The organism is Streptomyces pseudoechinosporeus (assembly GCF_054783935.1).
Map to the genome: position 1 here is coordinate 307005 of NZ_BAAGPS010000004.1, position 23578 is coordinate 330582.

Here is a 23578-nt window from a genome sequence, read left to right on the forward strand (position 1 = left end):
CAACCGGTACAAGGGCAGGCAACCTTCCACCCCGCCACGGTTTCCCTTCCGTCGACCACCTTCGACGGAAGGGACGTACCAACACATGACCGCATCCCGCACGCTGCGTATCGGACTGGTGGGGGCTGTCGCGCTCACCGCGGCGTCGCTCACCGCATCCGCCGTGGCCGCCCCCACCCCGACCACCAGAGACCACAGCGCGACCCAGGAAGCGATGGACGCCGCCGTGCAGGACGGGGTTCCCGGTGTTGCCGGACAGGTGAAGGACAAGTACGGGGTCTGGAAGGGCACTTCGGGCGTCGGGAACCTCAAGACGGGGCAGGCGCGTTCCGCGCACGACCGGTATCGCGTCGGCAGCCTCACCAAGACCTTCGTGTCCACGGTGCTGCTGCAGCTGGAGGCGGAGGGGAGGCTCTCGCTCGATGACAAGGTCGACAAGAGGCTGCCCGGCGTTGTCCGCGGGAACGGTCACGACGGCAGGCGCATCACCCTCCGTCAGCTCCTCAACCACACGAGCGGCATCTTCGACTACTTGGCGGCCGAGGAGTTCGGCCGGAAGTACGGCACCAAGGACGGCTTCTTCAAGAACCGCTACGACACGGCGACCCTCGGGCAACTCGTGAAGTACGCCATGTCCCACAAGCCGGAGTCCGCGCCCGGCGCGTCCTGGAACTACTCGAACACCAACTACTCCCTGGCGGCGATGGTGATCGAGAGCGCCACGGGCAACTCGTACGGGGACGAGATACGCCACCGCATCATCGAACCGCTGGGCCTGCACGCCACCTCCGTGCCCGGTACGTACCCGAAGGTGCCGCAGCCCAGCAGCCGGGCGTACTCGAAGCTCGCCGCGTCCACGACCGGCCCGACGTATGACGTCACGGAACTGAATCCCACGCTCTCCGGCGGCTCGGGCGACATGATCTCCGACTCCGGCGACCTGAACCGTTTCTACTCGGCCCTGCTGCGCGGCAAGCTGCTGCCCAAGGCCCAGCTCACCGCGATGAAGACGACCGTCAAGGTTGACGAGGTCCCCGGTGCCGGCTACGGCCTCGGCCTCATCGAACGCAAGCTGAGCTGTGGCGTCACGGTCTGGGGCCACGGCGGCCAAATCATCGGTTCGCTCACGGATGCGGTCACGACGGCGGACGGCCGCCACTCCCTCGCCTTCAACTTCAACGGCGACTGGACGGGGGACACGGCCGCGGTGATCGAGGCGGAGTTCTGCGGCGAGTAGCGCGTCCGCGTACGTGCGTAGGGAGGGGCTCGGGCAGTGGCTTGAGCTCCTCTCGGACGTGCAGAACGGCAAGGCCGAACGGCCGCCGATATGCTCGCGGCCCGGTCGAGGCCGAGCGGATCGAGACTGTGGCTGCGGCTGGCCGAGTTGGAGGACGGTGGACTGATCGTCGAGGTCTCGGATCCGGTGCGGGTGTTCCCCAGGACGGACGTCGCGCCCGACGGCGAAGGCGGCCGGGGCCTCCTCGTCGTCACCCAACTTGCCGACGACCTCAGGTGGTTCCTGCGGCCGGAAGTCGGAAAGACGGTCCGAGCCCGGCTGGCCGTACCCGAGCCGCGTACGTCAGGCACATGAGGGACGTACGGTGGGGCCGATGCGTCCGCGCACGTGGTGTGCGGCGGTGGCCCACCGGTAGGTAGTTCTGCGAGTGTTACAGATTCCCTCGATGTGTCACATCCACAGCCGTACACCTCCTCCGCGGACGTGACCGTCATGTCGACCGGACACGGCCTACCCCCTTGGGAGTAGGACGCATGCCCGAGGCGTCTGGGCCGTCGGACCGAGGCGTTCTGGCAGGGGTGCGGGTGGGATGGGGGTATGAGTGATTCCGTGTCTCTGCCTGTGGCTGTTCGCGACCGCCTGGCCCAGGAGAAGAACGTCTGGCTGTGCACCGTGCGTCCGGGCGGGTCTCCCCATGTGACGCCGGTCTGGTTCGTGTTCTTGCGGGGCAGTTGGTGGATCGGCGCGGACGCGGGTTCGGTCAAGGTCCGCAATATCGAGAAGTTCTCGCGGGTCTCCCTGGCGTTGGAGGACGGCCGGCTTCCCGTCGTGGCCGAGGGAGAGGCGGTGCTGCACCGTGGCCTGTTCCCGGAGAAGATCACGGATGCCTTCACCGCGAAGTACGGATGGGATGTCTCCGCCCCGCACACACCGGGCGGGGACCGCGTACTGCTCGAAGTTCCCGTACGGCGGTGGCTGCTGGCCGGTATGGCTCAATGATCGCCCGGACACGACCACCGCGTAGCGTCAGCTTGTTCTTTATGGTCTGACCTGGTCACGTTCGGCGATGGTCTCGGGTCGCTTGACCGTTTTGCCCACGTCGTAGCGGGTGGCGGGGTGCCGGTTCTTCGAGCCGGGCGGGCATCCGGGGCCGGGCCGGTTGGGTTTCGGCGCACGGGCCGGGCAGGGCAAGTTGGGGCGGAGGTTCCTGAACCCCCGGCGGACTCGGGCGGGGGTGAGTCGGCCGGGCTCGGCCGGCTTCTCCCAGGGGCGGCGGAGGTCCGCGGCCAGCGGCCGGGCGAGGCGGAGTTGGGTGTGGGCGGCGATGACCAGCCATGTCCACCGGTCCGCCGCCTCGGGGGTGCGGAGCTTCGGGCGGGTCCAGCCGAGCGTCTGCTTGATCATCCGGAAGGTGTGCTCCAGGTCGAATCTGCGCAGGAACGCCTGCCAGCGCAGGTCGACGCCCTCGCCCGACAGGCCGGTGGCTGACGACCACAGCCAGACGGGGAGCGGATCGTGGCCGCCGGGCAGGCGGTCGACCTCCAGGCGGATCAACGTGCCCTCGATGACAGGGAGTTCGCCGGTGTGGTCGATCCACGCGGAGCGGGTGGTCAGCCGGGGGTGAATGTGATCCCAGGCCATCGCGCGAGCGGTGCCATAGCGGTCGGTGACCTGCACGGTCGCGGCATCAGGCTGGCCCCAGGTGTCGGGCTTGGCGAAGCGGAACTCCTTGCCGTGCTTCGGCGGGCGCCCGCCCTGTGGCGGTGAGATCCAGGGAACCGGGACGGGCTTGCGCATCACGCGGTCCGTGCGCATCCGTCCGAGGACCTCCACCGGCAGTCCTTCCAGAGGTAGGCCATGCGCGGAGCGTCGTAGCCGGCATCGAAGACGACCAGGATGTCGCGGTCACCCACGTGCCAACGGCCCATGTCGATGAGGTCCTCGACCACCCGGCGGACCTGGGCCGCGGTGACCTCGGTGACATCGTCGGCCGGCCCCAGCCGCAGCGCGTCCAGGATCTGGCACCACGAGGTCCGGCCCGACTCCAACGCGGCAACGAACGAGTAGGGCCAGCCAGGGACGAATTGGTCCGACGAGCGTCCGCTGCGGCCGTAGACGTGGCAGAACAAGCGGTCGGCACTGCACGGAGCGTCCGGCCGCAGCCAGTGGGTGACGTCCACCGCCAGGACCAGACGCCCGTCGGCGGCCTCGGGCTGCGGCAGCCCGGCCAATACCTGCCGCAGTCGCGGCACATCGACGTTGCCGCTGTTCAGCGCGTCGTATATCGCGCCGTGCCCGCGCCGGTGCTCGGCCGTCAGTGTGAGGTCCACCGGCGTGGTCACCGGGCCGTCCGCGCACAGCAACGCGTCGGTCAGCTCGAACAGCGTGTCACCGCGCCGGGTCAGGCACGAGTAGAAGTCGTCCCGGAAGTGTGAGGCGAAGTCGAACGCGTCCCGCCGGGCATCGTGGTGCAGCAAACTCACCTCTGCGGCCTTCGTATGAACGTGGTTCCGTGGCGGAACGCCTGATCATGCGAAGGCCGTCCGCCTGCCCGGCGAGTCCCCGGACGAGCGAGCGCGTGCGATGCGACGTTCGAGGCCAGAGGTTGAAAGACAAGCTGAGCGAGCCCGCCGGACGATCAGTCGCCGAAGTAGGCCTTGGCAACGGCGTAGCTGTCCTCGTAGAGGTGGTAACGGGTGATCCGCCCGTCCCGGACCGTGGTGTGCAGGGCGAACGCGGTGTCGATGTCCCGGCCCGTCTTCTTGACCTCGGAGACCATGCGCCCGATGAGCACCACATCGTCGCCCTCGGCGATGACCTGGCGGAGGTCGAACTCCTTGGCTTGCACATGGATCTGCAGCAGCTCGAAGAACGTCCGCATGCCCTCCGCCGAGTCGACCTCCGGTACCCACGGAATGCCCGGCGGGTGCGGGATTGAGAACGACACCGAGTCGGCGAACAGCGCCGCCGCCTCCGCACTCTTCCCCTCGGCGAGCAGCGGGAACAAGCGTTGCACAGTCTGCGCCGGTGACTCTGCTGTCATGCGTGTCGACCTTACAGGTCGGATATGCGGTGCAAGCCCGTCAAGCCCTGATTCAAGAGCACCCTCTAGGCCGTGCCGACATGTGTCGAAGCCGCAAGTCAGCCGAGGCGGGGCCGGGCCCGCCTGCCCTGTGGGTGCACGGCCCCGTCGGAGGGCTTCAGCTGAGCTGCTCGGCGAGTCCGACGACGATGCCCTCGGGGCCGCGGACGTAGCAGAGCCGATAGATGTTCTCGTACTGCACGATCTCGCCGACGAGTTCGGCACCGTGGGCCCGCAGGCGGGCAACGACGTCCTCGATGTCGTCGACGGCAAACATGATGCGACGAAGGCCGAGCGTGTTCGCCGGCGCGTCTTTCGGCTCGGGGGTGATGGCCTTCGGCCTGTGGAACTTCGCCAGCTCTACTCGCCCGTGGCCGTCCGGGACCCGCAGCATGGCGATGTCCTGCCGGACGTCATCGAGCCCGATGACACGCTCCGCCCCGCGCCATTCGAGTGGCCCCTTACCCTCGAGCTCCATGCCGAGTTCGACGAAGAATGCAATGACAGCCTCAAGGTCGTCGACGACGATGAGGACGTTGTCCATCCGCTGGATCGTCATGTTGGGCCTCCTTCGTGTGGCACGGCCACGGTAGCCGCTTCTGCCCCTGAGACAGAGCTGAGAAGCCGTCCTCGACGTCCTCGGCCACATTCCCTTCGAGAACCGCAGGGCTGTCAGGATCATGGAGTCTCAGCGAGCGGCCTGCACCACTCAAACCTCGATGGCACGCGCTCAAGGTGCAGTGTCATAGAACAATCAGACTTCGATGAGACTGCTCAGACATCGATGGGGCAGGACAGCCGGAGGTTAAAGAACAAGGTCAGAAGCTGTTCCGTATCCCCGAATTGATCTCGTCCGGCCGACGGGCGGCTTCGGTCGTCTGGAGGGATTCTTACAGTTCAACGTCGCCCCACTCCTGGACGACCACCTCGTCGCCGACAGACAGCTTCCCCGGCCGCACCACAGAGAACTTCGCGCCGAACACCACGCCCCGGTTCGCCGCTCGCCGGTAGCCTGCGAGCGTACGCAGCGGCTCCCGCCCCTGCCGCGCCCCAGCCTCCTGGTCAACCAGGGTGACCGCGCAGCGCCCCGCGAGCTTGGCATAGCCCAGTTCAGCCCCGCCGATGCTGATGCGGCGTGCGCGGTCCTCGGCATGCGGCACGGCCGCCCAGTCGCCGCCTTCACTGCCATGGCCTTGGCCGGGCCCGCTGTCGACGACAATGTTCGGGCGAAAGCGATTCATCGGCAGGGGCGGGGCGCCGCGATCCGCCATCCGCCGGTTGAGAAGGGTGAGGGACGAGCGGGACAGCAAATGCACGGCGCTGCTGTCGGCGTAGCCAGAGGGGCCGGGGATCCAGCCGTCGGCGACCCGGTCGTGCTCCGGGGGCACACGGACCAGGCGGCTGGGGGTGCCGAGAAACTCCGAGAGCCAAGCCGCGGCTTCCTCGCCCTGGTCGATCCCCTCCAAGGCGTCACCGAACAGGTCGACGCCGCGCCGTGGCGCGGACGTGGTGACATCGAGGTGCACCGCGCCACAACGGCCCGCTGTATCGGCCGAGTCGAGCGTGAGCCGGCTGCCGTCGGCGCTGACGGTGGGGCGGATCAGGGCGAGGCGGGGATGGCGGCGCTGGGTGCGGTAGACCCCGTCCTCGTTGATGACCATGAAACTGCGGTCATGCGCGAGCCCCGCCGGCGTGAGTAGCGCATCGCTCATCGACGTGCCCGCGCATCCCTTGATGGGGTAGCAGATGAGCTCTACGACATCGGCCATGTGCTGCCTCCTTCGGTCGACGGCCAGACTGAGCTGCGGCGCGATCCCCACGGCAGGCCGCCAGGGAGCGAGGTACGGCGATTCCTTCAGCAGGTCGTCGGTCGTCACGTACGGTGCGGTGGCGAGCGAGTCCAAGTCTGGCGTCACAACCAAACTTTGGACTCCGTCGTCTCATGCGCGCCGACGATCCTCCTGAAATCGATCACCTATGCGGTCGTACGCCTGCGGGCCAGATCCTTGCCCTCCTCCGGCAGCGCGTCGGCGACCAGCAGCCGCGGCAGCAGTTCCGGTTCACGTGTCATGGCACGGAAGACGAGCGCGACGGTCACGTCGTGGTCAGGGCGGTGCACGATCTCGACCGGATCGGCAGCGCGGATGTCCCCCGGCTCGATCACGCGCAGATACGCGCCCGGCAGCGCGGCCTGCGTGAACCGCTTGATCCAACCGTCACGCTCCAGCCAGCCCTGGAACGTCGCGCACGGGATCCGCGCGCACGACACCTCCAGGACGGCGTCTGGCCCGATGCGCCAGCGCTCGCCGATCAGGGCGCCGTTGACGTCGAGGCCGATGGTCGTGAGGTTCTCCCCGAAGACGCCGTTGGCAAGCGGCCTGCCCAACTCGGCCTCCCATCCGTCGAGGTCCTCGCGGGCATAGGCGTAGACGGCCTGGTCGGAGCCGCCGTGGTGCTTCACGTCGTAGACCCGGTCGCCGACGAGACCGACTGCGCCGGTGCCCTTGGGGCCGGGGGCGATGACGGCGACCGGGCCGTCGACGGGCCGCTTGTCGATGCCTGTCGCGCCGAGGCCCTTCCAAGGGTTGGGGCGGGGCCTGCCGACATTGACGGAGAGCAGCTTCATGGGGACGACGGTACGGTCCGCTGCACCCGGAGGGCGACACATTTCCCTGTCACTGCCGCGCTCGCGGCGTGCGTGGCACCCGGCGGCGTGGCCGTCCGGGCGATGCCGGGCTCCCGTGGCTTCGTGAGCTACGGAGTTATCGGATCCGACTCGCTCATGTCGACCGGACATGGCCTGACCCCGTGGGAGTAGGGCGCATGCCCGAGGTTTCTGGGCCGTCGGACCGAGGCGTTCTGGCGGGGATGCGGGTGAGATGACGGCGGCCAGCAAGAACTGGCCACCTACAGTGAGATGGGTGTATGAGTGATTCCGTGTCTCTGCCTGTGGCTGTTCGCGACCGCCTGGCCCAGGAGAAGAACGTCTGGCTGTGTACCGTGCGTCCGGGCGGGTCTCCCCATGTGACGCCGGTCTGGTTCGTGTTCTTGCGGGGCAGTTGGTGGATCGGCTCGGATGGAGGCTCGGTCAAGGTCCGCAATATCGAGAAGTTCTCGCGGGTCTCCCTGGCGTTGGAGGACGGCCGGCTTCCCGTCGTGGCCGAGGGGGAGGCGGTGCTGCACCGTGGCCTGTTCCCGGAGAAGATCACGGACGCCTTCACGACGAAGTACGGATGGGATGTCTCCGCCCCGCACACACCGGGCGGGGACCGCGTACTGCTCGAAGTTCCCGTACGGCGCTGGCTGCTGGCCGGTTTGGCTCAATGATCGCCCGGACACGACGTAAGGGCTGACGTAAGGGCTAGGGTCGTGGCTGATCAGGTCGCTGAGGAGGGGGATCCAAGGATGAGCGGGATAGTGACGGCGGTCAGCAGCAATGGCGAGTACTCGTTCACCAAGCCGAACCGGGACAGCATCACGCTGCTCGCCGGGCTCGGTGTGGAGGGTGACGTACATGCCGGCGTGACGGTCAAGCACCGCTCGCGGGTCGCACAGGACCCCACCCAGCCGAACCTGCGCCAGGTCCATCTCATCCACGAAGAGCTCTTCGTCGAGGTCGGTGCGGAGGGATTCAAGGTGGCGCCCGGCGACCTCGGCGAGAACATCACCACCCGCGGCATCGACCTGCTCGGCCTGCCGACCGGCACGCTGCTGCGTATCGGCGACGACGCGGTCCTGGAAGTCACCGGCCTGCGCAATCCCTGCCTGCAGATCGACAACTTCCAGGACGGGCTCCTGAAGCAGGTCGTCGGCCGTGACGAAGCCGGGAACGTCGTGCGCAAGTCCGGAATCATGAGCATCGTGAAGGAGGGCGGCGTGGTGCGCCCGGGCGACACGATCGCAGCGGAACTTCCCAGCAGCCCGCACCGGCCCCTGGAGCGGGTCTGATGTCGCTCACCATCGGCCTGCCCGGCCAGTGGTGCGCCAGAGGGCCGTCACCCGGCGGGACAGCCGGGTGACGGCCCTTTTCCTCGCCGCCGACCGGTGACGAAAGCCGCGTTGCGTAGGGCATCGAGGGGCTGTGGGCTGTGCCGTACACCTCACACGAGGAACGCCTACCGCCAGGCGTCGACCAAGTCCTGCGGCCCCCAGTGCGCCGCGAGCGGCAGGCCGTCCGTGACACCGGAGCGGGAGACCGCGACGAGGGGTGTGTCCGGGTCGGCACCGGGCACGGCGAGGGCATCGCGGACCAGGGCGTCGTACTCGCGGCGCCCGAAGGGCTGGGACTCCAGCCACTTGACCGACCCGATGAAGTGCACGGCGCCGGCCACGGGTTCGCGGTCCGCGCCGATGAGGTCGATCTCGGGGTTGTTCTGCCGGTTCCACCAGCCGCCGACCGCCTCGGTCTCGGGCCATGTGTCGTCCGGCAGCAGGCGCAGCAGCGACTCGCGGACCACCGGTTCGATCGCGCGTCCCCGCCAGGTCGTCCACGAGCGCTCGATGCGCTCCAGGGCCAGATCCCCCCGGCCGCGCTCGATGAGCGGGATTCCGCGTCGCAGGAAGGCCAGCCAGAAGCGCAGATACGGATCGGCGATGCGGTAGCGCTTGTTCTTGCTGTCCGGCTTTGTGGACAGCGGCAGGTCCACCGCCAGGACCCGCTTGGCCAGCAGTGTGTTCAGCAGCGGGGACAGCGTGCCGGAGGGCAGCGCGCCCGCGCCGCCTGCTTGGGCGGCGATGGTGGAGAAGGTCCGCTCACCGCTGCCGACGGCTTCGAGTACCGCACGTGAGTGGGACGCCTCGGGGAACTCGCCGAGCAGTGACAGCTCGCCCGCGACCAGCAGAGGTGAGAGCGGGTTGCTCACCGCCTCGCGCAGGAACTCCGTACGGGGCGTCCCCGGCCGCCACGACTGGACGATCTCCGGGAAACCGCCGGTGATCAGCAGGGCGTCCATCGCCTCCGCCGCGTCGAGCCCGGTCGCCGCCTGCACGTCGGCCAGATGCAGCGGCTGTACGGTCATCTTCGTCGCTCGGCCGAAGAACGGACGGCCATGCGACTGCAGGGCCTCCATCACCGACATGTCGCTGCCGACGAGGACGAGCAGCACCGGCTTGGCGGACAGATGGCGGTCCCACACCGTCTGCAGCGCCCCCTCGAACTCGCCGTCCCGCTCCACCAGCCAGGGCACCTCGTCGATCACGGCGATACTCGGAGCGTCGTCCGGCACCGCGAGGGCCAGGGAGCGCAGCGCCTGGTTCCAGTCGGCGGCTTGCAGCCCGGCCACCAGTTCCGCGCCGGGCAGGGCGGAATGCGCGAGCGCCGCGGTGAAGTCGGCCCGCTCAGCCACCGGATTACGGCCCCGGGTCGCCTGGAAGACCACGTAAGGAACCCCGGACCGGTCACAGAACTCCTGCACCAGGCGAGACTTCCCCACGCGACGCCGGCCCATCATGATCACGGACCGTCCGCGGGTGGCCCCCGTACCGTCGACCACCAGGCCCAGCTGCTGAGCCAGCAGATCAAGATCGGCTGCCCTGCCCTTGAACTCCATCAGAGACTCACTCTCTGGTCGGCTCAACAAACTCAGATTCGATATTACGTAGATTGAATCTTACTTTGTCTGAGTCTGTCGAAATCCGGCGAGCGGCTCCGACGTACCGGGTGTGGGCCGGAGCCGTCGGCTTCGGTCGGACAGTTGGTATCGGACAGTCGGTAGTCGATCAGGGCAGGAATGGAGTTCGATCATGTTGCTGGAGGAGAAGGTCGCCGTGGTGTACGGGGCGGGCGGTTCCATCGGTGGGGCGGCGGCCCGGGCCTTTGCTCGTGAGGGGGCGCGGGTTTTTCTCGCCGGGCGTACGGCGGCGTCGCTCGAGACGGTCGCCGGGGATGTTCGCGGTGCGGGCGGTACCGCGGAGACGGCTGTGGTCGATGCCTTGGACGAGGCGGCGGTGGACGGCTTCGTCGACGGCGTGGCCGCGCGGGCCGGGCGGATCGACGTCTCGTTCAACGCCATCGGCATCGGGGATGTCCAGCAGCCGCTGATGGAGATCTCGATGGCGGACTTTCTGCAGCCGATCACGACCGCGATGCGCTCGCAGTTCCTGACGACCCGGGCGGCGGCCCGGCACATGACCGCCCGCGGCTCGGGGGTCATCCTCGCCTTCGGCGGTGGCGGGACGCAGACGCTGCCCGGCCTCGGCGGCTTCAAGATCGCCCTGGACGCGCTCGAGGGACTGCGCCGCCAGTGGGCCATCGAGCTGGGTCCGCACGGTATCCGTGTGGTCACCCTGAAGTCGGGCGGTGTGCCGGAGAGCATCCCCGACGGGTTCCCGGGCAAGGAGGCGATCACCGACAGCCTCGTCAAGGAGACCCAGCTCGGTCGCGCCGCGACCCTCGCGGACGTGGGCGACGTGGCCGCCTTCGTCGCCTCCGACCGGGCGCGCATGCTGACCGCGACGGATGTGAACATCTCCTGCGGGGCCATCGTCGACTGAGCGAATGGACTGAGTGACCGGACTGAGTGACCGGTCGGCAGTGATGTGGGGGCCACCAGATGCCCAGTGCCCAGTGGCCCCCACAGGTCACCGCGGCAGCACCACCACATACGCCGCCGGATCGCGGTCGCACGTCGCCATGAGTGCGGTGCGTACGACGGCCGCCTGCTGCTCCATCGCATCGCGCAGCTTCCGCGGGGTTACGTGGATGACGGTGATGCCGAGCCGTTCCAGGTGTTCGCGTTTGCGGGCGTACTCCGACCACAGCGCGTCGTCGTCCTGCCAATGGCCTTGGCGGGGAACCCGGGTGTCCAGTTCGAGGGCCACGGCCTGTTCGGGCCAGTACGCGTCGAGGCCGCCCAGGTGCGGGCCGCCGGGCAGGCGCAGGTCCACGTTCCAGACCGGGTCGGGCAGGCCGTGTTCGCGGACCATGCGGTACAGGTGGTCCTCCGAGATGGCCCGGCCCTCGGCGAGCAGGGTGTCGACGGCGTCCACGACGTGCGGCCGGTTCAGCAGCCGGGCCTGCGTCAACTCCCGTACGACAGCGGTCGGTTCGCAATGTCCGCCACGTACCGCCTCGGTGAGCAGAGGGCGTACGGTGCCCGACTCCGGCAGGTCGGCGACGGCGTCGGCCAGCGCGCGCGGTACGGGGGCCACCGGGAGGCCGGTGACCTGCTCGGGCTTCGGCAGCGCGGGCGTGCGGACGATGCGCGCACAGCCCGTCGAGCGGAGCCGGCGCAGACGCGGTACGAGGACGTCGATGCGGTCCAGGGACAGCAGCGAGGGTGCGGACGAGAAGCCGTACAGGGCGAGGGCGGCGAGGCCGGTGATCATCGCGTCGGGGTAACGCTGCGGTGCGGGCGGTTCCTGCGCGCCGGGCTCCGTCGCGGCCGACTGGGCCGGGACGCCCTGGCCTCTCGGGGCCGGTTCACGCAGCGATGAGCGGGCCGCGTACATCAGGACCGCGTGCAGCCGCTCCTCACTGGTGGGTGGGCCGGGGTGCAGCAGGCAGACGCCGGGCAGGAACTGCTGCCAGGCTCCGCCCGGCCGGCACTGCTGGTTGATCTCGGCGTTGGTCACGCCGTGCGCCCGCAGCTGCGCGGTGCTCAGCACGCGCCGCTGGGCGTCGGACAGGTGGCTCAGGGGGCGGGGGGAGAGAGGGGCGTTGTGGCTCATGTCCCCGAATCTCCCGCACCCGCTCGGCCCCCTAACCGCTGTTACGTTCCCGTCGACAAACCTGGACAGGCCAGCCCTGAAGGGCAAGCGTTCGACTGTCAAAACCCCCTGGTCCGTATGGGGGTTACGGCCCCGATTACCAGCATTCGGTAACTGTTATGCCCGGCAACTGTTGTTGACGGCGCCCAGGTCCCCCCGGCCCAGTCAGACGCGCCCCGAGGGGGCCGCAGGCCCCAGGGGCGCGGGGAACTCCGCGACCAGCCACACACAACCTGCGGCCGCAATACCGCAGCAACGCACCCGCCCCTGGGGCGAACCCCCTACCCGGCAGCGGCCATGTCACAAGCTTGGCCGCGCAGCGCCCGCGCCAAGTCATCCCGCGCCTCCAGCACAAGCCGCCGCAGTGCAGGAGCCGCCCCCTCATGCTCGGAGAGCCACGCATCCGTCGCGGACAGCGTCTCCTGCGAGTCCTGCAACGACGGGAAGAGCCCCCTGACCACATGCATGGCGATCTGGATGGACCGCTCCTCCCACACCCGCTCGATCACCTCGAAGTACTTCGCGACATACGGAGCGCCGAGCGCCCGCTGCGACGGCTGGGCGAAGCCCGCGATCGTCGCCTCGACCAGCGCGTTCGAGAGGGTGTCGGACTCGACGACCGCCGCCCACGCCTGGGCCTTGACCGCCGCGGAGGGCCGGGCGGCGAGGCAGCGGACCTGGTGCCGCTTCCCGGAAGCCGTGTCGTCACGGGCGAGCTCGGCGGCGAGCACGGCCTCGTCGGCGACGCCGTGCGAGGCCAGCGGCTCCAGGAACGCCCAGCGCAGCTCCTGGTCCACGTCCAGCCCGTCGATCTTGGCCGTCCCCTCCAACAGGTCCTGCAACAGCCCCAGTTCGGCCTCACCCGACGCGACCGCCGCGAAGAACCGCGCCCACGTCAGCTGATGCTGGCTGCCCGGCTCGGCCTGCCGCAGCTCCCGCAGCGCACCCTCCGCGAGCAACTGCCCGCCTGCCTCCCGCCATTCGGGCGCCGCGTAGTGCGTGAGCGCGGAGTTCGCCCACGCGTGCAGCATCTGGAGCACGCCGATGTCGGACTCGCGGCCCGCGAAGCGCAGGACGAGGTCGATGAAGTCGCGGGCCGGCAGCAGGGCGTCCCGGGTGACGTTCCACAGCGCCGACCAGCACAGCGCCCGGGCCAGCGGGTCGCTGATCTCGCCGAGCCGTTCCCGCAGCGTCGCCAGCGAGCCCTCGTCGAAACGGATCTTGCAGTACGTCAGGTCGTCGTCGTTCACCAGCACCAGCTCGGGAGCCTCGGCCCCGGCCAGCTCCGCCACGACCGTACGCGGCCCGTCGACGTCCACCTCCGCGCGCGCGTACCGCTCCAGCGCACCCTCGGAAGTCCGCCGGTACAGGCCCACCGCCACCCGGTGCGGCCGCAGTTCGGGGTGCGACTCGGCGGCCTCCTGGAGGATCGCGAGCTCGTCGATCCGCCCCTCGGAGCCCAACAGCACCTGCGGCGTAAGGGAGTTGAGCCCGGCGGTCTGCAGCCAGGCCCGCGACCAGGCGACCATGTCACGCCCACTCGTCTCCTCCAGGACCGACAACAGATCCCCGAGCCGCGTGTTCCCGTACGCGTTCCGCTTGAAGTAGCGCCGCGAGCCCTCCAGGAAGGCGTCCCGCCCGACGTACGCCACCAACTGCTTCAGAACCGACGCCCCCTTGGCGTACGTGATCCCGTCGAAGTTCAGCTTCGCGTCCTCCAGGTCACGGATGTCGGCCGTGATCGGGTGGGTGGAGGGCAGTTGGTCGGCGCGGTACGCCCAGGACTTGCGGTTGTTGGCGAAGGTGATCCAGCCGTTGGTGAAGCGGGTCGCCTCGACCATGGAGAAGGAGCCCATGAAGTCCGCGAAGGACTCCTTGAGCCACAGGTCGTCCCACCACTCCATGGTGACGAGGTCGCCGAACCACATGTGCGCCATCTCGTGCAGGATGACGTTCGCCCGGCGCTCGTACGACGCCTGTGTCACCTTGCCGCGGAAGATGAACTCCTCGCGGAACGTCACACAGCCCGGGTTCTCCATCGCGCCGAGGTTGTACTCCGGCACGAACGCCTGGTCGTACTTCCCGAACGGATACGGGTAGTCGAAGTGGTCGTGGAAGAAGTCCAGCCCCTGCTTGGTCACCAGGAACACGTCGTCGGAGTCGAAGTGCCTGGCCAGGCCCTTGCGGCACAGGGCGCCGAGGGGGATCTCCAGCGTCGTACCGTCGTCGAAGGTGCGGGAGTAGTGGTCCGTCACATAGTGGTACGGGCCCGCGACGATCGCCGTGATGTACGTCGAGATCGGCTTCGTCTCGGCGAACTGCCATACCCCGTCGTGCAGTTCACCCAAGCCGTTGCTCCACGCCACCCAGTCCTCGGGGGCCCGGACCTCGAACCGGAAGGGGGCCTTGAGGTCCGGCTGCTCGAAGTTCGCGAAGACGCGGCGGGAGTCGGCCGGTTCGTACTGTGTGTAGAGGTAGACCTCGCCATCCTCCGGGTCTACGAAGCGGTGCAGGCCCTCGCCGGTGCGGCTGTAGGCGCACTGGGCGTCGACGACCAGTTCGTTGTCGTCGCCGAGGTCCTCCAGGAGGATGCGGGAGCCGTCGAAGACAGCCCCCGGGTCCAGGTCTTTGCCGTTGAGGGAGACGGCGGTGACGCTCGGGGCGATCAGGTCCGCGAAGCTGGTGGCGCCCGGCTCGGCGCAGCGGAAGCGGATCGTCGTCACCGAACGGAACGTCCGCGGCCCGGCGTCCGTGTCGTCCACGGCGGAGCGCAGGTCGAGCGACACCTCGTACCCGTCGACGGACAGCAGGGCGGCCCGCTCGCGGGCCTCGTCGCGGGACAGATTCTCACCGGGCACGGGCGGCACTCCCTCGTGACTGCATGACTGACTGCGGGACTGGCGGCATGACTCCTCCGAACAGCCTTGATCCTCCCATGTGGCACTGACAACAGGCACCTGGGAATAGGATCGGGAAGGGGGTGGTTGCGGGTTCAAAGACAGCCTTTTGTCGCATGTGCTGACCGCGCTTTTTCGAGGAGACCCATGTCCGAGGCCGCAACGAGCTCCGCCAAGACCCCCGTCGACTTCTGGTTCGACCCGCTGTGCCCCTGGGCGTGGATGACCTCGCGGTGGGTCCTGGAAGTGGAGAAGGTCCGCGACATCGAGGTCCGCTGGCACATCATGAGCCTCGCGGTGCTGAACGAGGACAAGATCGACGAGCTGCCCGAGGAGTACCGGGAGATGCTCGCGACCAAGGCCTGGAAGCCGGTGCGGGTGGCGACCGCCGCCTGGCAGAAGCATGGCGCCGACGTCCTCGGCCCGCTCTACACCGCCCTCGGCACGCGCTTCCACAACCAAGGCGAGGGCCCGACCGTCGAGGCCATAGCCGCCGCGCTCGACGAGGCCGGCCTGCCCGCGGACCTGATCGAGTACGCGGACCAGGAGGACTTCGAGTTCGACGCCGAGCTGCGCGCCTCCCACAAGGAGGGCATCGACAAGGTCGGCCAGGACGTAGGCACCCCGGTCATCGCCGTCCCCGGCTCCGACGGCGAGCAGATCGCCTTCTTCGGCCCGGTCGTCACCCCCGCCCCCAAGGGCGAGGAGGCCGCCAAGCTCTGGGACGGCACGCTGCTGGTCGCCTCGGTCCCGGGCTTCTACGAGATCAAGCGCACGCGCACCGCCGGCCCGGACTTCAGCAACCTCTGAGGCCTGAGGTCTCACGAGCGACCCCCGCGAGTCACGTCCTCGCGGGGGCGCCCGTGTCCGACGTTACGAGGGCCGCCGCAACAACCCCCTCTCCATCGCCACCACCACCGCCCGAGTCCGGTCGTTCACATCCAGCTTCGCGAAGAGCCGGAGCAGGTGGGTCTTGACCGTGGCCTCGGCTATGACCAGGCGGGAACCGATCTCGGCGTTGGTGAGGCCGTCGGCGACGGCGTTGAGGACGTCGGCCTCGCGGGCTGTGAGCGGAGGGTGAGCGGGGCGGCGCATACGGGCGACCAGCTTTTCCGCGACCCGAGGGGCGAGGACCGTTTCGCCGCGTGACGCCGCGTGGATGGCGTCGACCAGCTGCTCGCGGGTGGCGTCCTTCAGGAGGTAGCCGATGGCGCCCGCCTCGACCCCGCGCTCGATCTCCGCGTCGGTGTCGTAGGTGGTGAGGATCAGGACCCGGGTGCGCGGGTGTGCGGCCACGATCTCCGTGGTCGTCGCGACCCCGTCCAGTACGGGCATCCGCAGATCCACCAGGGCCACGTCGGGCTCGTACGCCGCGACGAGTTCGAGGGCCGCCCGGCCGTCGCCCGCCTCGCCGACGATCTCGATACTGGGCTCGGCGGCCAGCAGGGCCACCACACCGGCCCGCATCACCGTGTGGTCGTCCACCACGATGATCCGCAGTTTTCCGCCGCCGGTCATGTCATCTCCTCGCCTTCACCGGACTTGCCTTCGCCGGCCTCGCCATCCATCGGGATCGTCGCCAGTACGCGCGTACCGTCCCCCACCGAACTGGTCACCCTGAGCTCCCCGCCCAGCTCCGCGAGCCGTTTGCGCATCCCGTCGAGCCCGAACCCCGCCGATTCCCCGACGACGAACCCGGCCCCGTCGTCCGTGATCTCCAACTCCACCCCGTACGGCTGCCGGGCCAGTACGACTCCGACCGTGGACGCCCGCGCGTGCTTGCGCACATTGGCGAGCGACTCCTGCGTACAGCGCAGCAGCGCGATCCGGGTCGGCTGGTCGCACTCGATGTCCGCCAGCTCCGCGTCCACCGCGAGCCCGGTGTCCTCCGCGAAACGGTCCAGCGTCCGGCGCAGCGTGTGCGCCACCGAACCGGCCGCCACCTGCCCGCCGCGCTGCGCGGAGCCGACCAGCTCCCGCGCCTCGGCGAGGTTCTCGCGCGCCGTCGACTCGATCGACCGCAACTGCTGTGCGCTGCGCGCCGGATCGCTGTCGAGGCCTGCCCGTGCCGCCTCCGCGAGCGCGATGATCGAGGCGAAGCCCTGCGCGAGCGTGTCATGGATGTCGCGTGCCATCCGTTCCCTCTCATCGGCCGCCCCCTGACGCTGATGCGCCTCGGACAGCTCGGACTGTGCCTGCTCCAACTCCGTGATCAGCCGGGCCCGTTCATGACTCTGGGCCACCACCGAGTGCACCCACAGCCCGATCAGCATCCCGACGGCCACGACGATCACCACGGGGACCAGCGTCTCCCCGAAGAACTTCGCCGACGGGCCGAGCCGGAACCAACTCCCCACCAGCGTCGCCCCGGTGGCCAGCCCCAGAAACCCGACCGAGGCCCGCGGCGTACGCCCGAACATCCAGAAGTGCGGCAGCGTCACCATGAACAGCGACCCGAAGGAGCCGCGCAGATACGCGAACACACCCAGCGTGGCGACCAGCACCAGCAGATACGTGTGCGGGCGCAGCACGGGATTGTCCGGGAACCGGTCGACCACCGCGTAGCAGAGCATCAGGCAGCCGAGCAGACCGAGCGCCCAGTACTTGCTCCCGCCGGGCTGGTCCAGCGCGGCCAGCCCGATCGCCAGCGCGCCGAACAGCACCCAGGACACCGCGTTCCAGCGGCGGAGCGTGGCGGCCCAGAAAGGGTCGGTGACCTGCTCGGCGGGACTCCCGGCGGGAGAAGCTGGGGTGGTCATAACAGTCAACGTACGTCTGCCACCGCCGACTTGGCGGCCTCTTGCCGCTCGGACACCGACCGCCGCCGCACCCCGCGCGAAGGCCACCAGCTCGCCTCGCCGAGCAGCAGCATCACCGCCGGCAGGATCAGGATCCGGATGATGAAGGCATCCAGCAGCACGGCCGCCGCGAGGACGAAGCCGATCTGCTTCATCTCGATGATGTGCAGGAAGACGAAGCTCACGAAGACCGTCATCATGACCACCGCCGCACTGGTCACCACACCCGCCGAGCTGCGAATTCCGTCGTGGACCGCCTGCCGTGTCGGTACGCCGGCGAGGACGGCCTCCCTGATCCGGCTCACCACGAACACCTGGTAGTCCATGGACAGCCCGAAGAGGATCACGAACAGGAACAGCGGCACCCGCGACCCGATCGACCCGGTGGAGTCGAAGTTCAGCAGTCCCTCGGCCCAACTGCCCTGGAAGACCAGGACGAGGAGCCCGAGCGCCGCCGCCGCGGACAGCAGGTTCAGTACGACACCCAGCAGACCGAGCACCACCGAACGGAACGCGTACAGGGTCATCGCAAAGGTCACCAGGAGCAACGCGCCGAGAACCAGGGGAAGCTTGCTGTTCTGGTGCGCGGGATAGTCGGCGTAACGGGCGACGTCCCCGCTCACACCGGACTCGACGCCAGAGATCCGGCCGACCGTCGCGGGCACGTACTCGTCCCGCAGATGGTCGAGGGAGTCGTACGCCTCGTCCGAGTTGCCGAGATGCGGCACGTTCAGCTCCAGCACGCTGGTCCGCCGGTCGTCGGAGGTCCGTATCCGGGACTCGCCGGTGAACAGCGGGTCCGCGTCCGCGAGTTGAGCCAGTTCCTCCAGGGACGCGGTGACTTCGCCGGCGCGTGCGGCTTCGGCGCGTACGACGACGTCGTGGGTCACCCGCTGCTCGGGGAACGCCTCGTTGAGCCGGTCGTACACCTGCATGGCGGGGATCTCCCGCGAGTGGGTGTCCCGGCTCATCTCGGTGATCTTCAACCCGCCCAGCGGCGCGGCGAGCGCCAGCATGGCGAGCACCGAGACACACAGGGTGGCCACGGGATGCCTGGTCGCAGGCCGCAGCAGCGCGGCCCACACCCGGCCGCCGCCCTCGCCCCGCATCCGCCGCCGCGCGGGCTTGCCGCGTTCGGCACGGCGCAGCGCCCTGCGCTCGGCCCGTTTGCCGAGCTTGACCAGCAGCGCGGGCAGTACGGTCAGGGAGCTGAGCACCGCCACCAGGACGACCACGATGGTGCCGGTGGCCAGCGAGGAGAAGATCACGTCGGAGGCCAGGAACAGCGTCGCCGTGGACACCACGACCGCCAGCCCGGACACCACGACCGCCCGCCCCGAGGTCGCCGCGGCCAGCTCCACCAGCGCCTCGGAACTCAGCCGCCCGCCGGAGCGGGCCCGTTCCTCCCGCTCCCGCTTGAGATAGAAGAGCGTGTAGTCGACGCCGACCGCGAGCCCGATCATCAGGATGATGTTGGTCCCGACCCCGGTGTCGGGGGAGACGTGCGAGACCACCATCGACAGCCCGACGGCCGCCGCGATCGACGACAGCGCGAGCAGCAGCGGCACCCCGGCCATGGTCACCGAACCGAACACGATCAGCAGAGTGATCAGCGTGACCGGCAGGGTGATCGCCTCGGAGAGCGCCAGATCGTCAGCGCGCTGCTTGTCGACTCCCTTGCTGATGGAGGGACTTCCGGTCTCCTCCAGGAGCAGTTCGGGGTTCGCCTTCTGTACGGCCTCGGTCTGCGCGATCAGCGCGTCGACCTTGTCCTTCGCGTCGCGCTCCTCGCCCTTCACGGCCACTTCGACCATGAGGATCCGGCTGTCCTCCGACAGCAGCGGATCGGCCACGCTCTCGACCTCGGGCAGCCGCTCCATCCGGGCGGTGAGATCCTCCGCGGCGGCCTTCGCGGAGGCTTCGACGGCGCCCCGGTCGAGACCGGCGCCGGACCGGGCGGAGATCAGCACCTGCTCGGTGGACCTGCGCTCCAACTGCCCCTCGGCGGCCATCGCCTCGGCCCGGCCGGCCTCGCCGACCCGGTAGTCCGCGGTCTTCGCGCTGTTGAGGCCGGCAGCACTGCCGATGCCCAGGCACAACACCACGAACACCAGCCATCCGATGATCGCCCGCCAGGGGTGCAGGGCACTCCAGCGAGCCATGCGCACAGTGAATGAGTTCATGAACAAAAGCGTTGCTGAGCAGGGCAGTTGGCAGACAGAGGTACTCGGTGGAACTTGCCGTCCACTGATCGGTGGACGCGAGAACTGGGGGTAGCCCCCGGACCGGCCGGCCCGCCCCGGCCTCAAAGAATCTTGAGACAACAAAGATGCTGGCCAATGCTGCTATCAGCGTCAACTGCGCCGCTGTATACGAACTTTGGAGGCATGAGGTCCACGACATCGGATAGCGATCTGCTGAGCATGACTCCCGATGACTGAAGGAGTTCCCCATCATCGTGCAACCGGCTCAAGAGTTCGGCGACAACCCTGTCGAAGTACGCGAAACCGGTCACTACACGGAGGAATACGTTCCCAGCTTTGTCGAGAAGTGGGACTCGCTCATCGACTGGGAGAAACGGGCGGACAGCGAAGGCAATTTCTTCATCGACCTGCTGCGCAAGTGGGGCGTGAAGAGCGTGCTCGACGTCGCGACGGGCACAGGATTTCACTCCGTACGGCTGCTGGCCGCCGGATTCGACACCGTGAGTGCCGACGGCAGCGCGGACATGCTGGCGATGGCCTTCGAGAACGGCACCAAGCAGGGCGGGCACATCCTGCGAGTCGTCCAGGCGGACTGGCGGTGGCTCAACAGAGACGTCCACGGGGAGTACGACGCCATCGTCTGCCTCGGCAACTCCTTCACGCATCTCTTCTCGGAGCGCGACCGGCGCAAGGCGCTCGCCGAGTTCTACGCGATGCTCAAGCACGACGGAATTCTCGTCCTCGACCAGCGCAATTACGACGCGATCCTGGACGACGGCTACACGAGCAAGCACACGTACTACTACTGCGGTGAGGACGTCACCGTGGAGCCGGAGTACGTCGACGAGGGTCTGTGCCGCATGCGGTACCACTTCCCGGACGACTCCGTGTACCACCTCAACATGTTCCCGCTGCGCAAGGACTACACCCGCCGGCTGATGTCCGAGGTGGGTTTTCAGCGGGTCGAGACCTACGGCGACTTCCAGCACACCTACCGGGGTGAGCAGCCGGACTTCTTCGTGCATGTGGCGCAGAAGGAGTACCGGATGGACGACCAGCAGGAGGGCCGGTACAAGGGCGCGGTCAGCACCGCCCGCAGCTACTACAACTCACCCGACGCCGACACCTTCTACGCCACGGTGTGGGGCGGCGAGGACATCCACATCGGCCTCTACGAAAGCCCCGCGGAGTCCATCGCGGAAGCCAGCCGGCGCACCGTCGAGCGGATGGCGTCGAAGCTGGAGCTGACCCGCGACTCCGTGGTGCTCGACCTGGGCTCGGGGTACGGCGGCTCGGCACGGTACCTGGCCGGGACGTACGGCTGCCGGGTGGTCGCGCTCAACCTCAGCGAGGTGGAGAACCAGCGCCACAAGGAGCTGAACTCGGCACGCGCGCTCACCGACCGGATCGAGGTCGTGGACGGGTCCTTCGAGGACATCCCGCTTCCGGACGACCAGGTCGACGTCGTCTGGTCCCAGGACGCCTTCCTGCACAGCGGGAACCGGGTCCAGGTCCTGAAGGAGATCGCGCGGGTGCTGCGGCCCGGCGGCCGACTCATCTTCACCGACCCGATGGCTGCGGCGGACGGCGGCTCCACCGACGTGCTGCAGCCGATTCTCGACCGCATCCACCTGGACGACATGGGCTCGCCCGCCTTTTACGCACGCGAGCTGGACAGGCTCGGATTCACCGCCGTCGACGGTGGCTTCGAAGAGCACCGCGAACAGTTGGTGAACCACTACACGCGGGTCCTTGAGGAAACCGGGCGCCAAGAGGCCGAAGGGCTGGCCAGAAAAATCAGCCACGACTACCTGGCCCAGATGAAGAAGGGGCTCGGCCACTGGATCGACGGTGGAAGGGAAGGGCATCTCACCTGGGGCGTCTTCCACTTCAGGCTCGGCGCCGTCGTCTGAGCGACCTTCTCGACTGAGCAGCCTTCTCGACGCATGACGTGCAAGGAAGACCCCCGCGAGTCACGTCCTCGCGGGGGGTCTTCTTCTATCCGCCTGCCCGCGCGAAGGTTGAGAAGACGATCACGAGGCAGGACGTCCAAGGGTCCAGGGGCGCGCACTCAGGGTGCGAGCAGCAACACATCCGTACGGGACTTCGCGGCCTCGTAACGCCGAGCCACATCCTGCCAGTTGACGACCTGCCACATGGCCTCGATGAAGTCGACCTTCTGGTTGCGGTACTGCAGGTAGAAGGCGTGCTCCCAGGCGTCGAAGACGAGAATCGGCACTGAGCCCTGGCCCACGTTGCCCTGGTGGTCGTAGATCTGCTCGACGACGAGGCGGTCGCTCAGCGGCTCGTACGCGAGTACGCCCCAGCCGGACCCTTGCGTGGTCGCGGATGCCTTCGTCAGCTGAGTCTTGAAACCGGCGAAGGAACCGAACGACTCGGTGATGGCGTCCGCGAGGCCGCCCACTCCGTCTGCGGCCAGCGGCTCGCCGCCGCCGTCCCCGCTCATGTTCGTCCAGTAAATGCTGTGCAGGACATGGCCGGAGAGGTGAAAGGCCAGGTTCTTCTCCAGCCCGTTGATCGAGCCCCACGTCTCCTTGTCCCGCGCCTCCGCGAGCTGCTCCAGGGTGTCGTTCGCCCCCTTCACATACGCCGCGTGGTGCTTGTCGTGGTGCAGCTCGATGATCTCGGGGCTGATCACGGGCGCGAGCGCGGAGTAGTCGTACGGCAGCTCAGGGAGCGTGTAGACGGGCATGGTGGGTCGTCCCCTCCGAAGTCTTATTGCAAGTCTGTTGCAAGTGCAGAATATTATCAAGAGGGGTTCCGTGAGAGGGGGCGGCAAGGGGGTTTGGTGAGACCCGACAGTTCACCTCGGCTCTGCCCTTGTGGGCGAAACCGCCGTACCTCAGTGACCAGGGTCACGCCGATCCGGGTGTATCCACCACTCTTTGTATGGAGCGCACCAAGCGTGCGATCCGCGGTTTGTCGAGCGCTGCTCGTGATCGAGTCCAGGGGCCTGGGATAGCGTCACGGTGTCCCGAACCGCCCGCTCGCACACCGCCGGAGTCCCCATGAGCACCGCCGCCACCGCCCTCCCGGGCAAGGTCCTCGCCGACCTGCTCCCCGCGTCACGCGTCCGCGACATCGCGCTCGTGGCCGGCGGCGCCGCGCTCACCGGGATCGCCGCCCAGCTCGCCGTGCCCGTGCCGGGTTCGCCGGTGCCGGTGACCGGGCAGACCTTCGCGGCCCTCCTCGTCGGCACCGCGCTCGGCGCAGGGCGTGGCTTCCTCTCGCTCGCCCTGTACGCGCTGGTCGGCCTGGCCGGGGTCCCGTGGTTCGCGGAGGGTGGCCACGGAGTCTCCCCGACCTTCGGTTACATCATCGGGATGATGCTGGCGGCCACGCTCGTCGGCGCCCTGGCCCGCCGGGGCGCCGACCGCTCGGTGTGGCGCATGGCCGGCGTGATGCTGCTCGGCGAGGCCGTCATCTACGCGATCGGCGTCCCCTACCTCTCCGCCGCCACGCTCTTGAGCCCCACGGAGGCCGTTGCCGCCGGGTTCACGCCCTTCCTCATCGGCGACGCCCTCAAGGCGGCCCTGGCCATGGGCCTGCTGCCCACCGCCTGGAAGCTCGTGAAACGGTAAGAGCGACGTCGCAGCCCCAACTCCGGCTCCACCCGGCCCCCGCGCCCGTAA

20 protein-coding genes and 1 pseudogene are annotated in these 23578 nt (G+C 68.6%); 9 read left to right on the top strand and 12 right to left on the bottom strand.

Annotated elements, in window-relative coordinates; genetic code table 11:
* The first annotated feature begins 85 nt into the window (after positions 1-85).
* The 3 genes from ACYVO6_RS05995 to ACYVO6_RS06005 all read left to right on the top strand — a co-directional run bounded on the left by ACYVO6_RS05995 (position 86) and on the right by ACYVO6_RS06005 (position 2236).
* A complete protein-coding gene (locus ACYVO6_RS05995) occupies positions 86-1237 on the top strand; it encodes a serine hydrolase domain-containing protein (protein ID WP_461057992.1) in 1152 nt (383 codons plus the stop codon).
* Positions 1238-1327: 90 nt separating this feature from the next.
* Positions 1328-1591 carry an ATP-binding protein gene (locus tag ACYVO6_RS06000; protein ID WP_461057994.1) on the top strand — a complete coding sequence of 88 codons (264 nt, stop codon included), beginning with the start codon at positions 1328-1330 and terminating at the stop codon, positions 1589-1591.
* 243 nt (positions 1592-1834) lie between these two features.
* Positions 1835-2236, top strand: a complete 402-nt coding sequence (locus ACYVO6_RS06005) for a pyridoxamine 5'-phosphate oxidase family protein (protein WP_461057996.1) — start codon at positions 1835-1837, stop codon at positions 2234-2236.
* 39 nt (positions 2237-2275) lie between these two features.
* Here ACYVO6_RS06005 and ACYVO6_RS06010 read toward each other — a convergent pair.
* From ACYVO6_RS06010 to ACYVO6_RS06030, 5 genes and pseudogenes are all read right to left on the bottom strand, one after another.
* Positions 2276-3720 (bottom strand): annotated as a pseudogene (locus ACYVO6_RS06010) (NF041680 family putative transposase).
* A 155-nt stretch (positions 3721-3875) separates the two neighbouring features.
* The gene (locus ACYVO6_RS06015) at positions 3876-4280 is read right to left on the bottom strand and encodes a nuclear transport factor 2 family protein (protein ID WP_033320271.1); all 405 of its coding nucleotides are present in this window, start codon (positions 4278-4280) and stop codon (positions 3876-3878) included.
* A 157-nt stretch (positions 4281-4437) separates the two neighbouring features.
* Positions 4438-4878 (bottom strand): VOC family protein, encoded by a 441-nt coding sequence (locus ACYVO6_RS06020; RefSeq protein WP_461057998.1) that lies wholly within the window; start codon positions 4876-4878, stop codon positions 4438-4440.
* Positions 4879-5209: 331 nt separating this feature from the next.
* Positions 5210-6088 (bottom strand): MOSC domain-containing protein, encoded by an 879-nt coding sequence (locus tag ACYVO6_RS06025; RefSeq protein WP_461058233.1) that lies wholly within the window; start codon positions 6086-6088, stop codon positions 5210-5212.
* 206 nt (positions 6089-6294) lie between these two features.
* Positions 6295-6945, bottom strand: coding sequence for an MOSC domain-containing protein (locus ACYVO6_RS06030; RefSeq protein WP_461058000.1), 651 nt, complete (start codon positions 6943-6945; stop codon positions 6295-6297).
* A 299-nt stretch (positions 6946-7244) separates the two neighbouring features.
* On the opposite strand from ACYVO6_RS06030, the gene ACYVO6_RS06035 reads away from it, so the two are divergent.
* Together ACYVO6_RS06035 and ACYVO6_RS06040 are read left to right on the top strand one after the other, a co-directional pair.
* Positions 7245-7646, top strand: a complete 402-nt coding sequence (locus ACYVO6_RS06035; protein WP_461058002.1) for a pyridoxamine 5'-phosphate oxidase family protein — start codon at positions 7245-7247, stop codon at positions 7644-7646.
* Between the two features lie 78 nt (positions 7647-7724).
* The gene (locus ACYVO6_RS06040; protein ID WP_461058004.1) at positions 7725-8267 is read left to right on the top strand and encodes an MOSC domain-containing protein; all 543 of its coding nucleotides are present in this window, start codon (positions 7725-7727) and stop codon (positions 8265-8267) included.
* A 167-nt stretch (positions 8268-8434) separates the two neighbouring features.
* Here ACYVO6_RS06040 and ACYVO6_RS06045 read toward each other — a convergent pair whose 3' ends face one another.
* Positions 8435-9868 carry an ATP-binding protein gene (locus tag ACYVO6_RS06045; RefSeq protein ID WP_461058006.1) on the bottom strand — a complete coding sequence of 478 codons (1434 nt, stop codon included), beginning with the start codon at positions 9866-9868 and terminating at the stop codon, positions 8435-8437.
* Between the two features lie 193 nt (positions 9869-10061).
* On the opposite strand from ACYVO6_RS06045, the gene ACYVO6_RS06050 reads away from it, so the two are divergent.
* Positions 10062-10811, top strand: a complete 750-nt coding sequence (locus ACYVO6_RS06050; protein WP_461058008.1) for an SDR family NAD(P)-dependent oxidoreductase — start codon at positions 10062-10064, stop codon at positions 10809-10811.
* An 87-nt stretch (positions 10812-10898) separates the two neighbouring features.
* On the opposite strand, the gene ACYVO6_RS06055 is transcribed toward ACYVO6_RS06050, so the two are convergent.
* Positions 10899-11987 (bottom strand): hypothetical protein, encoded by a 1089-nt coding sequence (locus ACYVO6_RS06055; protein WP_461058010.1) that lies wholly within the window; start codon positions 11985-11987, stop codon positions 10899-10901.
* 320 nt (positions 11988-12307) lie between these two features.
* Positions 12308-14884 (bottom strand): aminopeptidase N, encoded by a 2577-nt coding sequence (pepN, locus tag ACYVO6_RS06060; RefSeq protein WP_461058012.1) that lies wholly within the window; start codon positions 14882-14884, stop codon positions 12308-12310.
* 186 nt (positions 14885-15070) lie between these two features.
* On the opposite strand from pepN, the gene ACYVO6_RS06065 reads away from it, so the two are divergent.
* On the top strand, positions 15071-15733 hold the full coding sequence (locus tag ACYVO6_RS06065) for a mycothiol-dependent nitroreductase Rv2466c family protein (protein ID WP_461058014.1): 663 nt from the start codon (positions 15071-15073) through the stop codon (positions 15731-15733).
* 63 nt (positions 15734-15796) lie between these two features.
* Here ACYVO6_RS06065 and ACYVO6_RS06070 read toward each other — a convergent pair whose 3' ends face one another.
* From ACYVO6_RS06070 to ACYVO6_RS06080, 3 genes are read right to left on the bottom strand one after another with little or no spacing between them, the layout of a single operon-like run.
* Positions 15797-16441, bottom strand: a complete 645-nt coding sequence (locus tag ACYVO6_RS06070; protein WP_461058016.1) for a response regulator — start codon at positions 16439-16441, stop codon at positions 15797-15799.
* The gene (locus ACYVO6_RS06075; protein ID WP_461058018.1) at positions 16438-17682 is read right to left on the bottom strand and encodes a sensor histidine kinase; all 1245 of its coding nucleotides are present in this window, start codon (positions 17680-17682) and stop codon (positions 16438-16440) included. Before ACYVO6_RS06075 ends, ACYVO6_RS06070 begins: the two co-directional genes overlap by 4 nt.
* Positions 17683-17687: 5 nt before the next feature.
* The gene (locus ACYVO6_RS06080; protein ID WP_461058020.1) at positions 17688-19904 is read right to left on the bottom strand and encodes an MMPL family transporter; all 2217 of its coding nucleotides are present in this window, start codon (positions 19902-19904) and stop codon (positions 17688-17690) included.
* Between the two features lie 275 nt (positions 19905-20179).
* Here ACYVO6_RS06080 and ACYVO6_RS06085 point away from each other — a divergent pair, with 275 nt between their 5' ends.
* Positions 20180-21838: a glycine/sarcosine N-methyltransferase gene (locus ACYVO6_RS06085; RefSeq protein ID WP_461058022.1), complete on the top strand. Its 1659-nt coding sequence runs from the start codon at positions 20180-20182 to the stop codon at positions 21836-21838.
* 158 nt (positions 21839-21996) lie between these two features.
* On the opposite strand, the gene ACYVO6_RS06090 is transcribed toward ACYVO6_RS06085, so the two are convergent.
* The gene (locus ACYVO6_RS06090; protein WP_461058024.1) at positions 21997-22638 is read right to left on the bottom strand and encodes a superoxide dismutase; all 642 of its coding nucleotides are present in this window, start codon (positions 22636-22638) and stop codon (positions 21997-21999) included.
* A 316-nt stretch (positions 22639-22954) separates the two neighbouring features.
* On the opposite strand from ACYVO6_RS06090, the gene ACYVO6_RS06095 reads away from it, so the two are divergent.
* Positions 22955-23527, top strand: a complete 573-nt coding sequence (locus tag ACYVO6_RS06095; RefSeq protein WP_461058026.1) for a biotin transporter BioY — start codon at positions 22955-22957, stop codon at positions 23525-23527.
* Positions 23528-23578 lie beyond the last annotated feature (51 nt).

Coding starts and splice junctions, on each gene's coding strand:
- ACYVO6_RS06070 (WP_461058016.1), bottom strand. CDS start 16,441: ATGACCGGCGGCGGAAAACTGCGGATCATCGTGGTGGACGACCACACG.
- ACYVO6_RS06005 (WP_461057996.1), top strand. CDS start 1,835: ATGAGTGATTCCGTGTCTCTGCCTGTGGCTGTTCGCGACCGCCTGGCC.
- ACYVO6_RS06075 (WP_461058018.1), bottom strand. CDS start 17,682: ATGACCACCCCAGCTTCTCCCGCCGGGAGTCCCGCCGAGCAGGTCACC.
- ACYVO6_RS06090 (WP_461058024.1), bottom strand. CDS start 22,638: ATGCCCGTCTACACGCTCCCTGAGCTGCCGTACGACTACTCCGCGCTC.
- ACYVO6_RS06040 (WP_461058004.1), top strand. CDS start 7,725: ATGAGCGGGATAGTGACGGCGGTCAGCAGCAATGGCGAGTACTCGTTC.
- ACYVO6_RS06050 (WP_461058008.1), top strand. CDS start 10,062: ATGTTGCTGGAGGAGAAGGTCGCCGTGGTGTACGGGGCGGGCGGTTCC.
- ACYVO6_RS06095 (WP_461058026.1), top strand. CDS start 22,955: ATGAGCACCGCCGCCACCGCCCTCCCGGGCAAGGTCCTCGCCGACCTG.
- ACYVO6_RS06055 (WP_461058010.1), bottom strand. CDS start 11,987: ATGAGCCACAACGCCCCTCTCTCCCCCCGCCCCCTGAGCCACCTGTCC.
- ACYVO6_RS06065 (WP_461058014.1), top strand. CDS start 15,071: ATGTCCGAGGCCGCAACGAGCTCCGCCAAGACCCCCGTCGACTTCTGG.
- ACYVO6_RS06080 (WP_461058020.1), bottom strand. CDS start 19,904: ATGAACTCATTCACTGTGCGCATGGCTCGCTGGAGTGCCCTGCACCCC.
- ACYVO6_RS06000 (WP_461057994.1), top strand. CDS start 1,328: ATGCTCGCGGCCCGGTCGAGGCCGAGCGGATCGAGACTGTGGCTGCGG.
- ACYVO6_RS06020 (WP_461057998.1), bottom strand. CDS start 4,878: ATGACGATCCAGCGGATGGACAACGTCCTCATCGTCGTCGACGACCTT.
- ACYVO6_RS06035 (WP_461058002.1), top strand. CDS start 7,245: ATGAGTGATTCCGTGTCTCTGCCTGTGGCTGTTCGCGACCGCCTGGCC.
- ACYVO6_RS06015 (WP_033320271.1), bottom strand. CDS start 4,280: ATGACAGCAGAGTCACCGGCGCAGACTGTGCAACGCTTGTTCCCGCTG.
- ACYVO6_RS05995 (WP_461057992.1), top strand. CDS start 86: ATGACCGCATCCCGCACGCTGCGTATCGGACTGGTGGGGGCTGTCGCG.
- ACYVO6_RS06025 (WP_461058233.1), bottom strand. CDS start 6,088: ATGGCCGATGTCGTAGAGCTCATCTGCTACCCCATCAAGGGATGCGCG.
- ACYVO6_RS06030 (WP_461058000.1), bottom strand. CDS start 6,945: ATGAAGCTGCTCTCCGTCAATGTCGGCAGGCCCCGCCCCAACCCTTGG.
- ACYVO6_RS06045 (WP_461058006.1), bottom strand. CDS start 9,868: ATGGAGTTCAAGGGCAGGGCAGCCGATCTTGATCTGCTGGCTCAGCAG.